The organism is Kocuria sp. KD4 (assembly GCF_011769905.1).
Taxonomy (GTDB): Bacteria; Actinomycetota; Actinomycetes; order Actinomycetales; family Micrococcaceae; genus Kocuria; species Kocuria marina.
The window spans coordinates 1,300,889-1,314,445 of the sequence record NZ_CP050449.1 but is presented as its reverse complement, the minus strand read 5'-3'; the positions used below and the strand labels follow the sequence as shown (position 1 = coordinate 1,314,445).

10 protein-coding genes are annotated in these 13,557 nt (G+C 69.6%); 3 read left to right on the top strand and 7 right to left on the bottom strand.

Annotated elements, in window-relative coordinates:
- Positions 1 to 112: 112 nt before the first annotated feature.
- Complete coding sequence (gene ybaK / locus HBK84_RS06015) at positions 113 to 634, bottom strand: Cys-tRNA(Pro) deacylase (protein WP_052160699.1); 522 nt, start codon at positions 632 to 634, stop codon at positions 113 to 115.
- 335 nt (positions 635 to 969) lie between these two features.
- Between ybaK and HBK84_RS06010 the strand changes: the two genes are divergently transcribed.
- A complete protein-coding gene (locus tag HBK84_RS06010; protein ID WP_035962154.1) occupies positions 970 to 1,734 on the top strand; it encodes a thioesterase II family protein in 765 nt (254 codons plus the stop codon).
- Complete coding sequence (locus HBK84_RS06005; RefSeq protein ID WP_035962156.1) at positions 1,731 to 2,513, top strand: 4'-phosphopantetheinyl transferase superfamily protein; 783 nt, start codon at positions 1,731 to 1,733, stop codon at positions 2,511 to 2,513. Before HBK84_RS06010 ends, HBK84_RS06005 begins: the two co-directional genes overlap by 4 nt.
- Positions 2,514 to 2,553: 40 nt before the next feature.
- Here HBK84_RS06005 and HBK84_RS06000 read toward each other — a convergent pair whose 3' ends face one another.
- The 5 genes from HBK84_RS06000 to HBK84_RS05980 form a co-directional block, all read right to left on the bottom strand.
- Positions 2,554 to 3,987, bottom strand: coding sequence for a DUF418 domain-containing protein (locus tag HBK84_RS06000; RefSeq protein WP_085108680.1), 1,434 nt, complete (start codon positions 3,985 to 3,987; stop codon positions 2,554 to 2,556).
- Entirely contained in the window at positions 3,984 to 8,033 is a 4,050-nt protein-coding gene (locus tag HBK84_RS05995) for a Pls/PosA family non-ribosomal peptide synthetase (RefSeq protein WP_240919120.1), read from the bottom strand. The genes HBK84_RS06000 and HBK84_RS05995 overlap by 4 nt, the downstream gene beginning before the upstream one ends.
- A gap of 389 nt (positions 8,034 to 8,422) precedes the next feature.
- Complete coding sequence (locus tag HBK84_RS05990; protein WP_240505781.1) at positions 8,423 to 9,370, bottom strand: hypothetical protein; 948 nt, start codon at positions 9,368 to 9,370, stop codon at positions 8,423 to 8,425.
- A gap of 127 nt (positions 9,371 to 9,497) precedes the next feature.
- Positions 9,498 to 10,445, bottom strand: a complete 948-nt coding sequence (locus HBK84_RS05985) for an arsenic resistance protein (RefSeq protein ID WP_167318436.1) — start codon at positions 10,443 to 10,445, stop codon at positions 9,498 to 9,500.
- Positions 10,442 to 11,101, bottom strand: coding sequence for a TetR/AcrR family transcriptional regulator (locus HBK84_RS05980; RefSeq protein WP_167318435.1), 660 nt, complete (start codon positions 11,099 to 11,101; stop codon positions 10,442 to 10,444). Before HBK84_RS05980 ends, HBK84_RS05985 begins: the two co-directional genes overlap by 4 nt.
- A gap of 692 nt (positions 11,102 to 11,793) precedes the next feature.
- Between HBK84_RS05980 and HBK84_RS05975 the strand changes: the two genes are divergently transcribed.
- The gene (locus HBK84_RS05975; protein WP_240919137.1) at positions 11,794 to 12,798 is read left to right on the top strand and encodes an esterase-like activity of phytase family protein; all 1,005 of its coding nucleotides are present in this window, start codon (positions 11,794 to 11,796) and stop codon (positions 12,796 to 12,798) included.
- Between the two features lie 100 nt (positions 12,799 to 12,898).
- On the opposite strand, the gene HBK84_RS05970 is transcribed toward HBK84_RS05975, so the two are convergent.
- Positions 12,899 to 13,507: an NADPH-dependent FMN reductase gene (locus tag HBK84_RS05970; RefSeq protein ID WP_167318433.1), complete on the bottom strand. Its 609-nt coding sequence runs from the start codon at positions 13,505 to 13,507 to the stop codon at positions 12,899 to 12,901.
- Positions 13,508 to 13,557: the final 50 nt, after the last annotated feature.

Genomic DNA, 13,557 nt, shown 5'->3' with positions numbered 1-13,557 from the left:
TGTCGGTAAGTGAATCAGTATTCATCACGAATAAATCTGGATCCACTTCATGGCGCGTCATGGGTCGGAAGATGAAACCGTGCCCGGTCACCGAGCGATCGCGGCGACCACCTCAGCGGGCGATCGCCGCAAACACCGCCCCGGTGAGCTCGGCCAGATCCCGCGGGGCCAGGCCCACGTCCTGCCCGCGTCGGCCACCGGAGACGTACATCCGGTCCAACCGCCGAGCGCCGTCGTCGATCACCGTGGGCAAGCGGGTGCGCTGACCCAGAGGGCTCACTCCGCCGAGCACGTAGCCAGTCAGTCGCTGGACCTCCCCGGGATCCGCCAACCGGGCCTTCTTGGCACCCAGCGCGACGGCCACCGCTTTCAGGTCCGCACTCTGCGCCACAGGCACCACGCACACCCCGAAGCCATCGTGATCCGTCTGCACCACCAGGGTCTTGAACACGCACTGCGGCGGCAGCCCCAGCGCCTCGGCCGCTTCGCGCCCGTAGGCCGTGACGCGGGGATCGTGCTCGTAACCCATGGCCTCGAATTGCACGCCAGCGCGCTCGAGGGCGAGTGTGGCGGGCGTGGCCGATGCTCGTTGTGTCTTCTTCCCCACGGGTTCCTCCCATGCCGCGTCCGTCATGCACCCGGGTCACTTCCCGGATTGCGGGGGAGCACACCCAGCCGGGTTCGGTACTGTGGGACCACGTCCACACCACGGAAGGGCCGGCGCCCCCTACCTCGAGTCTAGGTCCTCCCGCAGCGCGGACGAGAAGTCCCCCCCCCCACCGCAGCCTCTCCCCCGGACGCCTCGCAGTAAGACGCCCACTCGCAGCACCCCGGACCCGCACCGGAGCACCCGCCGCAACGCCCCACAGGGCCGCCCGGTGGAACAGTCCGGCACTGTACCGAGCGAGCGTCGCCCACGCGCGGCACCGGCGGCAGTCGGCACACCCAGGATTCAGGAGGTCCGGGAAGTTGGCTACGACCCCACCCCCCGCCACGGCCCTCGCCCAGTGGTTCTCCGGCCCGTTCACCCCGCAACGGCGCCTCGTCGTCTTCCCCCACGCCGGCGCTGGGGCACTGTCCGGCCGCGATCTGCAGGCCGCGGACACCGAGGTGCTCACCCACCGCCGTCCAGGCCGGGAATCACGTATGGCCGAACCCGCTGTCGTGGACGTCCCGGAGCTCGTCGCGGAAGCGCTTGCGGCGCTGCTGCCGATCCTCGACGCGGACGAGCGGCCCACGGTCGCGCTCGGTCACTCCTTCGGTGCGCTGCTCGCCGCCGAGTTCACCGCGGCCCTGGACCGCGAGCGCCCGGGTCGGCTCGAGCGCACGGTACTCTCCGCCAAGGCCGCGCCCCCGGATCGCGATCCGCACCTCGCGTCGATCCTCGAGGACGACGCCGCTCTGGCCGCTTGGTTGCTCGAGCTCGGGGGCACCCCCGAGGAGCTGCTCACGGACCCTGGTCTGCGTGAGCTCGTCCTGGCCCCGTTGCGCGCGGATCTTCGGGCGTCGTTGAGCTACGACGCCGCCCCGCCAGACCTCGCCACGCCCCTGCTGCTCGTCCACGCACAGGAGGACCGCACGGCGTCGGCGGAGTCCATGGCGGGGTGGACGAGCACCGGGGGCACTGCCACACTCACGATCCCCGGGGGCCATCACGGGCTGTTCGATCACGCACGCGAGCTGCACGACGCGTTGCGGTCCGCTGTCGACGGCACGACGGGTGGCGCCCGATGAGCGCGCACGCGGTCGCGCACCGCCAGCCCGTGTGGGCAGCACAACGACGCCGCGTGCCCGGTGCGCCGGCGGATCTCACGCTGCACGTCCTGCACCTCGAGGACGTCTCGTCCTGGGCGTTCTCCGCCGTGGACTGCCTCACGGAGGACGAACTGTCCCGGGCGTGTGCGCTGCAGGACTCCCACACCCGTGAACTGTTCGTGGTCTCACGCGTCGCTCTGCGCCACGTTCTGGCCCACCGACTCGGGTGCGCCGCCCACGAGGTCCCGATCAGTCACGACCCTCGCACCGGGGCGCCCCACGAGGTGCACGGTCGCGCGGCGGCCGTGTCCGGATCCCGCGGTGACGCCGGTCCCGAGCTCGCGGCGTCCTCCGCGCTGGGTCACGTGCGCCCCGTCCGGTTCTCGGTCTCGCGCACGGCCGGGGTCATCGCCCTCGTCACGGCCCAGCGTGCCGTGGGTGTGGACGTGGAACGCCTGCAGTCCGAGGTGGAGGCGAACGTGCTGCTCGACGTCCTGCACCCCGCGGACCGTGCCCGACTCTCCCGCGTGCGCGGGCGACGTCGTGCCGTGGCCGTGACCCGCACGTGGGTGCGCGTGGAAGCGCTCGTGAAGGGCTGGCGGACGGGCCTGTCCCGCGACCCCGCAAGCATCCACGTGGGATCGGCCGCGCGCGCGGACTACGGCCGCGGGTGGAGCGTGAGCGACGTGCGCACCACGGCGCGGGAGAACGCGCGCCTGGCCGTGGCATGGCGAACGGACCCCGCCCCGCAGGGCTGAGGTCCGTTCGCTCGTCATCCGCCCCGCGGGGCGGCGTCGCTCAGTGGCGACGTCGCGGGGTCTCCACCCGACGCCGCGGGGGCGCCTTCTTGGGTTGGATCACCGCGGCCGCGGCGCCCTTGGACACCCGGGTCACGAACCGCTCGAGCGGACCCGGCCCCACGGCGTGCTGCCACGCCACCGCGAACAGGGCGGCCACCACGATCTGGACGATGTACCAGAACCACGGGGTGCCGTCCGTCCACACGAACGCCAGGAAGATCAGGTGCCACACGTAGAGCGTCAGCGTCATGGACCCCATGGCACCCAGCCACGTGAGCCACTTGCCAATCACGCGGCACAGCAGCAGGAACGCACCCAGGGCGATCATCGCCATGCCCGCACTCTCGAACAGGGCGAGCGGGGTGTTGGTGTGCGGGCCCGTGAGCAGCAACCACAGGTTCGTGGTGTCCGGCAACTGGGGGTCCGGGCCGTAGTACTGGATGTTCCACACGTCCTCGGACGTCATCCACGGGGTCGCATTGATCAACGCGTCCTCGAGGTCGAACCGCAGCAGCATGAGCATGGAGATACCGCGGGACAGGGCCGCGACCACGGCGCCCACGATCACGAGCAGCACCTGCACCCGGTCGCGGGACAGGGGCAACCGGCCCAGCGCCAGGCCCAGGCAGATGAACGTCATCCAGGGCAGCGCCGGGTAGGTGCCCGTGAGGAACAGCTCCGCGAACACGGATCCCGGGTCCGAGAAGATCTCCAGGAAGCTGGGGTTGCCGTACACGTGGGCGGGCAGCACCGACAGCGACCACTGCATCACGAACGGCATGACCACCGCGAAGAACGCGGCGGAGACCAGCAGCCACCGCACACTCATGAGCGTGAACGGAATGGCCAGCAGGAACATCAGACCGTAGTAGATCAGGATGTTGTACACGGGCAGTTCGAGCAGGTTCACCGTCAGCCCGATCGCGAACAGCAACAGGGCACGCACCAGGATGGAGAACCGTGCCCGGGAGCCGTCACGACCGTGGCGCGGGGTGCGCCCGCCGGTCATGAATGCGAGGCTCACACCGGCGAGCGTGGCGAACAGCGCGGCCGAGTGCCCGGCGAACAGGGTCCATTCGAGGGACGGTTCCCCCGCGGCGTTCGTCGCGGAGAGCACGTGCACCGCGATCATCCCGATGAGCGCGAATCCACGCGCCACGTCCACGCCCATGATGCGGCGCTTGGTGCGGCGGCCGTCCGCGCTCGTCACGTTGCGGGTGGCCGCACCCTGACGCGGTGCGGACGTGGAACGCGGCGGTGCGGTGACCACCGGGGTCGCGGCGGTCCACAGACCGCTCTCCGCCGCGGTGCAACCCTCGTCCCCGCGGTCGCCCAACCACACCTCTCGCGGTGGACGGCGCCCCGGTTGCGGGCGCTGTCCCACGGGCAGGTCACCCTCCAGGACGACTTCTTGCGTGCTCTGCTGCGTCATTCGGTGACTCCCTCGTGCTTGCCGGAGGTCTTCCCCGCGGGGACGACGTCCGTGCGGACCGTGGCCATCGCGGACGATCCCGCGCTCAACTGCGGCGCCGGTGCAGCTCCGAGCAACGGTGCGGTGGACACGTGGTCCGACTCGATCGCGGGCACGACCTCGGCGCTGATCGCCTGGTCCCCCGGTGCGAGGTGACGGATGGGGTTACCGCCCCAGTTGCCGTCCGGGGGCACCGTCTCTTGCCGCATGACCAGGGACCCGGGGCCCACGGTGGTGCGCTCCTCGATCGTCGCACCCGGCAGCACGAAGCTGTTGGGGCCCAGCGTGGATCCCCGCCGCATGGTCACGGGCTCCATCCGCATGACCCGGTCGTGGAACAAGTGGGTCTGCAGGACCGTGCCGCGGTTGACGGACACGTTGTCCTCGAGGCGCACGAGGTCGAACTCGGGCAGCCACCACGACTCGCACCACACGCCGCGACCGATGTGCGCACCCATCAGGCGCGCCCACAGGTTGAACATGGGCGAACCCACGCTCAGGCGGATCATGGACGGGACCGCGAGGGACTCGGCGAACACGTCCGTGAGTTCGTTGCGCCACACGAATGAGCTGAACAGCGGCCGTTCGCTCGGTCGGAAGCGGCCCACGAGGGCCCACTTGACGAGCACCGGCACCAGGCAGGCCACGGTACTGGCGACCGTGAGCACCACACCGGACCACGCGAACGCGGCCACCACACCCGTGGCACCCATCCCGTGGGACATGTAGATCTCGGTGAGGACGTACACGATGATGAGGTCCAACCAGGCCGAGACCATGGCGGGCACGAAGCGGAAGAACTCCACGAACGCACGCGCCGCCTTGAGCCGCCGTTGCGGGCGGAACGTGGACTCGGCGTCGGCCTCGGTCTTGGCGCGGGCGATCGGCTCGGCCGTGCGACCCAGCCAGGACGAACCGGCGGGTGCGTGGTGCGGGGCGGAGCTGAGCACGGCCACGAGGGCGTCCGCGGGCAGGTCCCGGTCCGGTCCTACGATCCCGGAGTTGCCCACGAAGGTGCGCTCACCGATCACGGAGGTACCCACGTGCAGCCATCCGAACCCGGCGCGGTGGGACGTGACCAGGGCGTGGTCGGCCAGGAAGGACCCGTCCTTGAGCGTGGTCAGGTGCGGGATGGTCTCCGCGGTGGAGATCTCCACGTTGCGCCCCACCTTGGCCCCAAGCAGGCGCATGAACCACGGAGTGATGCAGGACGCGTACACGGGGTAGGTGGAGATCAGGGTGCGCTGCATGAGCGTCTCGGTGAGCCACATGGCCCACCCCACGGGACCGTTCTGGGGGAAGTACCCCGGCACGATCATCCCGGCCACGAGGCGCACGAGCGCGACCACGAGCAACAACCACACCACCGCGGTCACGATGGTGAACACGGGGACCCACACGGCCACGATCGGGAAGACGACCTCGTACTGCTGGATGGTGATCACCTGGGACAGCACGATCAGCGCCCCGGGGATCAGGGCGAGGAAGGGCAACAACCCCACGAGCACGGCGCCCGCGGAGAACGCGAGGTGCGACGTCGCCGAACCCCAGGTCTTCATGCCGCCCGTGGCCTCCGGGGAATCCTCCGGCCACGTGAGGCCGGCCGAGCCATGGTGGCGCAGAGGGGAACCGCCCCACAGCTCGCCGTCCGGGACGTTGCGGCTGACGTGCGAGCCGGGCAGCACCTCAGCGCCGTGGCCCACGCGCATCCCGGGATCCACGAGGGTGCGGGTACCCACGCGGGCGTTGTCACCGATCTCGATGGCGCCCACGTGGAAGACGTCCCCGTCCAGCCAGTAGCCGGACAGATCCGATTCGAACTCCAGGGTGGAGTGCTCCCCCACACTCACGAGACCCGTGACGGGCGGGGTGTTGTAGAGGTGTGCGCCCTTACCGATCTTGTTGCCGAACAACCGGTGCAGGCCGCGGGCCATGGGGGTGCCGGTGAGGACGTCGTACTTGTTGTAGACCACGATGCGCTCGGCGGCCCACACGCGCAGGTGGTTCCAGCTCCCCCGCGGATAGTGCCCGGGTTTCAACCCCGCGGTCAGCGCGCGTACCGCGGCAGCGCCGATGAACACGCGCCCCGGCAGGGAGAACATCACGAGCCACCCCAGGACGAGCGGCCACAACGGCGGCGTGGGGACCCACCCGGCATCCGCGACCACGGCCAGCAGCCACACCACGATGAGCGCGCCCACCACGTAGCGGAACCCGTTCAGGAAGTTCAGGGCCAGGATGAACAGCCCCTGCAGCCAGCCGGTGCTCGCGGGGGTGGGCTCGGGGTCCCGCTTGACGTCGTGGGACTCCCCCAGCGTGGCCAGGTAACCGGCCATGCCCTCGAGGGTGGGGTGGGCGTAAATCTTGGCGATCTCGGTGTCCGGGTGGGTCTTGCGCAGCGCGGAGACCAACCGGGCGAGCGCCACTGAGCTGCCACCCATTGCGAAGAAATCGCTGTCCGGGCCGAACGGCAGCGGTCCGAGCTGGTCCGCCCACAGTTCCGCGAGCCACGCGAGGTCCCCGGTCAGGGACTCGGAGCCGTCGTCATTGGACGCGGGCAGCGGCCAGGGAAGGGCCTTGCGGTCCACCTTGCCGGAGGTTTTCATGGGCAGTTCGTCCATGATGCACAGCGCGGGGACCATCTGCCCCGGGAGTCGTTCCACGAGCCAACGCCGCGCCTCGGAGAGATCCACGGAGCCCTCGAACTCGGGGACCAGGTAACCCGCGATCACGCTGCCACCGCCCGGGGTGGAGTGCACGGCGCACGCGCCGAGCTTCACGCCGGGCACGGCGCTCATCTGCGTGTCGATCTCACCGAGTTCGATGCGCCGCCCCGAGACCTTGACCTGGTCGTCGGCACGGCCAGCGAAGACGATGCCCTCGGGGTCCGCGCGCACGACGTCACCCGAGCGGTACGCGCGGTCCCAGCCCAGGGATTCCAGCGGCGCGTACTTCTCGGCGTCCTTTGCGGGGTCCAGGTAGCGGCCCAGACCCACGCCGCCGATGATCAGCTCGCCGGTCTCACCCCAGCCCACGGGCTGGCCGTCGGCGTCCACGACGGCGAGTTCCCACCCGGGCACGGCCAGACCGATGCGCACTGGGGCCTCCCCGTTGAGCAGGGCGCCCGTGGCGATGACGGTGGCCTCGGTGGGTCCGTAGGTGTTCCACACCTCACGGCCCGGGCGCACCAGGTGCTTGGTCAGTTCCAGGGGGCAGGCCTCGCCGCCGAAGATCAGCAGGCGCACCCGGTCCAGTGCGGCATTGGGCCACAGGGATGCGAGCGTGGGCACGGTGGAGACCGCGGTGATCTCCTTGTCCACGATCCACTGGCCCAGGTCCGGGCCGGAGCGCACGATCTTGCGCGGTGCGGGCACCAGGGTGGCACCGTGGCGCCACGCGAGCCACATCTCCTCGCAGGACGCGTCGAAAGCCACGGACAGTCCCGCCATCACGCGGTCACCGGGGCCGAGCGGGCGGCGCTGCAGGTACATGAGGGCCTCGGCGTCCACGAGTGCCGCGGCGGAGCGGTGGGAGATCGCCACGCCCTTGGGCTTACCGGTGGACCCGGAGGTGAAGATGATCCAGGCGTCGTCGCGGGTACGCGGGGTGGCGGTCTGCTCACCCGTGGTCACGGCCGGGTTGCGGGTCAGTTCGAGCCCCTGACCGAACACGGCGGCCACGCCGGCTTCCTCCCACACGGTGCGCGCGCGTTCATCGGGGTCGTCCCAGTCCACGGGCACGTAAGCCGCGCCGGCGAACAGGGTGGCCAGGATGGCAACGTACAGGTCCACGCCACCGGAGGGCACACGCACGCCCACACGGTCCCCGCGTCCGATGCCCATGTCCCACAACCGCTGGACGTGGGTCTCGATCCGGTCCTCGAGTTCCCCGTAGGGAACGCTCTCGTTCTCATCTTCCAAGGCGATGGCGTCCGGGTACTGCGCGACCGTCTCGAGGACGATGTCGACGAGGGTGCGCGGTGCCGGTGGTTCCTCCACCGGGTACACGGCCCTGTCCGGCGCGAGCGCTCGGACTCCGCTCCTAAGATCTTGGCTGTCCACTGCTAGTACTCTCCCCCTTGCTAAGGACCGGTGGTGCAGGGAGATGCGGACGTCGTCCTCGGTCGAGGCGCGGTGCTGCAAACGTATGGATCATGCCGATGGGTCCCCCGACCGATACGGCAGCGTGACATCCGGAAGATGCGCAATGGCGTCCAGCGAAAATATCCCCCTGCTGGCCCAGATTACGTCGCCAGAATACGACAAGCATGAACTTGGATGCAATGTACGGTGTCGGTCCCGGCATCACCCAGGTGGGGATGTCATGCTAAAGAATTACTCAACGTGACCCACCCCACGGACTTCCCCCCGTGTGCCCGTGAATCGTGTTCCGTAGATCACGTGGAATGCGTGGGTTCGTCCGCCGCGAGCAGTTCGTCCAGGATCTCGGCGTCCGGCATGTTGAAGTGGTCGCGGTGCGGCATCAGTTCCAGGCGGGTGCGTGTGAAGCCGCGCTTCTCGTAGAAGCGCTGACCCTCCGTGGCCGCCGTGACGGCGTCGAAATCGGACGCGGGATCTGAGCCGTTGTCCAGCAGACCCGTGAACCACCACATGCGCACCTCGGCCTTCTCCTGGCGGGTCGGGACCTTCGACAGCCCGTCCGGCGCGCCACCACCGCCCACCATGGCCGCACCGCCGGTCACGAGGTCCCGGGCACCGCTGAGCACCCCGTAGCTGAGCATCTCCGCGCCACCCGAGTACCCGAACCACGACACCCGGTCCCGTTGCACCGGGAGGTCCGCGAGCAGCCGGTTCTCGGTCAAAGCGCGCAACCAGCGCATGTTGGCACTCATCCCCTGCCACCACGTGCACTCGCCCTGGCAGTCGGGTGTGAGGGGCACGGCCAACAGGTCGTTGTGGGAGGCCGCGATCGCGGACAGGCACGTGGTGCGCCCACCCGGTTCGAAGTACTCCGCCCCGCCGTCCCCGTGCAGGTCGATCACGAGCCCCACGGGCTTGGAGACGTCCACCCCGCCGTCGATCACGTGGTAGGAACTCGTGGTCCCGCGGTACGTGTAGGTCTGCTCCAGGTGGCCGAGCGCCCCGGCTTGGGTCTGGTCCTGGGTGGTCGGCTGCGTGGCCAGGGTCACCGTGTGGGGGAAGGCTCGGGAGTCGTCCGCGCGCAGCCCGTACTGGGTGCAGTCGGTCGTGGGCGGCTCCGCGGACTTGAACGGGTTCACACTGATGAGGACCACGGCCGCCACCAGCACCAGCAGCAGGACCAGCACCAGAACGACACGCCACGAGGCATGTCTCGCGCCCGTCCTCGTGGGACTGGTAGGCATGGCCGGAATCGTACCCCCGCGGGCTGGGAGTTCTCGACCTTCCACCCCGCGACACCCCTGTGGCGTGAGACGACGTCGCTCGGCCGGGTCCGCGCGACGCCCCGGCGCCGCGGCGTCGTCGTCCGCTTCAGCGCACCAGACGGGGCACGAGGCCGACGAGTGCGAGCATGACGAGCAGCTCCACGAGGGTCTGCGTGAGTACGGCGAGCGGCGCGAGGACCGTGCCGTCCGGCGCCGCGAGGGCGAGCGGCAGCACCACCAGGGAGTTGCGCGTGACCCCGCTGAAGAGCACCGCGCGGCGCTCGCGGACGCGCAGGCCGGCAAGGCGACCGGCCGCCCAGCCGAGCGCCGTCATGAGCGCTGCGAAGCTCACGTAGACGGGTACGAGCGGCAGCAGCGCTTGCGCGCGTGAACCCACGAGGGCGATCTGGGACGCGACCACGGTCGCGAGGGTGAGCATCATGAGCGGGACCATGGCACCACCGGCGAGCCGGCCCCACCGCCGGGCCACCGGGGACCGCGCTGCGGCCCACTGGGTCACTGCCGCAGCCACCAGAGGGATGACGATCACCACCGCGAGGGCCTGGGCGAATGTCCCCCAATGCACGGCCATGGCGACGTCGGGCGCCAGGAACGACCACAAATACAGGGGCAGGGTCAGCATCTGCAGGACGAGCAGCACGGGGGATGCCGCGAGCAACCGGTCGTTCGCGGCGCCCGCGAGGCCCGAGAACACGATCACGTAGTCGATGCACGGGGTGAGCAGGACCAGTAGCACCCCCATCAGCATCGGGCCCTCGATGGAGAATGCGCGGACGAGCGCGAACACGATGACCGGGACGACCGCGAAGTTGACGATCACCAGGCACGCCATGAAGCGCAGGTCGCGCAGACCTTCGCCCACGCGGCGCAGCGGGATACCCAGGAACGTCACGTACAGCAGGGCCGCGAGCACCGGGGTCACCGCGGGGGCGGCGAGGCCGCCGAGTCCCGGGGCCCACCAGCCGGCGAGCGCGCCCACCGCGAGCGCTGCGAGGTAGAGGGGTATCTGGAACCGCTCCATGAACCGGGTCATCGGGGCCCCTGCCGCGCGCCACCATGTCCGGCGCCGTCGGTGTCGTCCCGTGTCAGCGCGGTTCGGGTCAGGGCCGTGAGTCCCGACCGGAAGACGGCGTCGGTGTCCACGGGGTGCTCGGTGTGCAGACGGGCATAGCGCGGCGCGATCTCCGCATCGACCGGGGCGGCGCGCTCGGAAGGGGCCATCGGCTGTGTCAGAGCGCTGCCGAGCGTGAAGGTGGCGAGTGTGTACGCAGCACTGAGGGGATCGGGCGCACCGAGCTCGTCCAGGAGAGCGATCATCCGCTCCGACAAGCGGAGGTAGTGGGGTCCCATGGGAGCACGCATCCCGATCACCAGGCACGCCCACCCGTGGCGCGTGAGGTGCGCGTGATAGGCGAGCATCAGGTCCGTGAGCTCGCAGGTGTCCACCGCGTGTCGCATGGCGGGGTCGGCGCCGAGCGCGTGGTCGAGCCCGAGATCGAACAGGTCGTCCACGGACGACACGCGCGAGTACAGGCTCGCCGGCGCCACGTTCAACCGACCGGCCACGGCGCGGACCGTCAGGGCCCGGAGCCCGCCCGCATCCAGCAGAGCGGCGGCGGTTCGGCCGATCTCGTCCGTATCCACGGCGCGGGTGCGGTGCACCGGTTTGCGATGGTCCCAGTAACTCACGGGGTCAGCGTAAACGAACACTGTTCATCCGGCACGCGAACTAAGTAGTTTAAGGACATGCCTGACGATTCTGGGCTGTCCCTGCCCCTCGTCACCGAACGGCTCCGGCTACGCGCCCATACCCCCGGCGACGCCCCGTGACATGCCCGGGTCCATCTCAGGCCTGCCCCTGCCCGGTTTCTGGCCAGCCCGGACGGGTTCGATCGACGTTCGCTGTCGACGGCCGTGCCACGCGGCGCCCGGCCATCCCGGACATACCGGGACTCGACGTCGCGCAGAGACGTTCACCGATCGGTCACCTCGCGGTCTCCGGACGCTCGTAGGGTCTGCGGCACACCCACCGCCCACCCGCGCGGGTCAGACCGAGGAGTACCGCCATGCACCGATCACTCGTCCCTGCGGCCGCGATCACCGTGGGGTTCGGCTTATTTACCGTGGGACCGGCCGCGGCCGCGGCGCCGGCGGTGAACACCGGCTCCGCCGTCCAGGTCCCCATGGGAGGGCATGACCGCTCTCCCGCACCGGGCACCCACCCGCACGAGGGTAAGGCCAACACGCAGGGACACCGTGTACGCGAGCACCGGGGAGATCAGGGGGCCCACCACGATCGGCACCGTCACCACGGGAAAAAGCACCGCCCGGGGCGAGGGCATCACAAGGGGCACGCCTTCGAGGTGAGCTACGTGGACAGCATGGTCTTGCCGGACGAGTTGCGCAGCGTGAACGGCGTGCCTTTCGGCGGGATCTCCGGGGTGGACTATCGCTCCGAGGACGGTTCCTATCTGGCCCTCAGCGACGACCGTTCCCAGAAAGCACCCGCCAGGTTCTACACCCTGGACCTACCCTTCGACGATGATGGCTTCGACGCACCGGGGTACTCCGTCACGGACACCACGGTGCTCCAGCGCGCAGATGGCTCCCCGTACCCGGAGAACTCCGTGGATCCGGAGTCCATCCGATGGGACCGCACCTCGCACACGGCTCTCTGGACGGACGAGAAAGACGTGACCAAGGGACTCGCCCCGGCCATTCGGGAGATGTCCGACACGGGGGCGTTCGTTCGCGCGTTCGACGTGCCTCGGCAGTATCTCCCAGCGTTGGACCAGAGCCGCAATCAGATCCGGAGCGTTCGCAACAACCTCGCGCTGGAGAATCTGACCCTGGGGCCGTGCGGCACCACGTTCTCCGTGATGAACGAGGCAACCCTGGTCCAGGACGGCCCGGTCGCCTCACCCGAGACCGGGAGCCCGCTGCGCCTGGCCCAGCTCGACCGGCGGACCGGTCACAACCTGGCCCAGTACGTCTACAAGACCGAGCCGGTGTCCGTCCCGCGGGGTTCGAGTGGCGGCGACCGCGGCGCTTCCGAGATGCTGCAATTGAGCAAGACCGATTATCTGGTGATCGAGCGTCAGTACGTCGAGGGTGAGAACCAGATCCAGGTCTACCGGGCCAGCACCAAGGGCGCCACCGATGTGTCCCGTTCGGGGGCCCTCACGGGTACGGAAATCCCGATGAAGAAGGAACTGGTCATCGACCTGGCCGTATCGGGGATGTCCCCCGGAAACGTGGAGGCCGTGAGTTTCGGTCCGGATTTCGCGGACGGTGACACATCCCTCGTGCTCGCGGCGGACGACAATTTCAACCTGGCCACCCAGGACACGGTGTTCCACCTGCTCCGGGTGAACACCCACAAATAGATGGGGAGGGTGGGTGGGGTCCACGGTGGACCCCACCCACCCTCGCTCCCATCACGCCGCGGCCCGTGAAACAGGCCGATGCGCCACGAGGCGCGTTCGCTCAGTCGCGCCCGGAGCGAAGTGCGGCGTGCAGGGCCGCGAAACCCGCTTTGATCTCGGAGCGGTGCGGCTCCACGACCCCGCCGGGGTCGGTCAGTGGACCGTGCGGTGCGTAGTCGTCACCGGACTGGGTGATCGAAACGTCCGGTCCGATCTTGTCCATGCGCAGCGTCTGGAACACCGGGACGAGTGCGGCGGTACACCGCTGCCCACCGCGCCCGCCGTAGGACACGACCAGGACGGGCTTACCGTTCCACGCGGCCCAGACGGTGCCCAAGGCGTTCTTCAGCGGCGCGGGATAGCCGCCGTTGTACTCGGCCGTCACGATGACCACGGCGTCGAGGGAGGCGACCACGCGGGCCCACTTCTTGGTGGTGTCCTCCACGTAGTTGCCCCTGGCCGGCATGTCCGGCTCGTCGAGGAACGGCAGGGCGACCTCGGCCAGGTCGATGAGGCGCACGTCGGCGTCATCACCGGTTGCCAACCCGGCGACCTGGTCCGCGATCTGACGGCCCACGCGGTTCCTGCGCGTGGTCGAGACGATGACCCCGATGACGGGTGCACCCTCGTGGCCGACGGATTCGGTCGTGACGGTGCTCTGTTCGGTCAAAGAGATCCTCCTGTGGTGTGGGCGTCGGCGGTCACCGACGACTTCTATGT

Excerpts from the sequence above, each read along its gene's own strand:
- HBK84_RS05990 (WP_240505781.1), bottom strand. The coding sequence starts at position 9,370 with ATGCCTACCAGTCCCACGAGGACGGGCGCGAGACATGCCTCGTGGCGT.
- HBK84_RS05985 (WP_167318436.1), bottom strand. The coding sequence starts at position 10,445 with ATGACCCGGTTCATGGAGCGGTTCCAGATACCCCTCTACCTCGCAGCG.
- HBK84_RS05975 (WP_240919137.1), top strand. The coding sequence starts at position 11,794 with ATGGTCTTGCCGGACGAGTTGCGCAGCGTGAACGGCGTGCCTTTCGGC.
- ybaK (WP_052160699.1), bottom strand. The coding sequence starts at position 634 with ATGACGGACGCGGCATGGGAGGAACCCGTGGGGAAGAAGACACAACGA.
- HBK84_RS06005 (WP_035962156.1), top strand. The coding sequence starts at position 1,731 with ATGAGCGCGCACGCGGTCGCGCACCGCCAGCCCGTGTGGGCAGCACAA.
- HBK84_RS06000 (WP_085108680.1), bottom strand. The coding sequence starts at position 3,987 with ATGACGCAGCAGAGCACGCAAGAAGTCGTCCTGGAGGGTGACCTGCCC.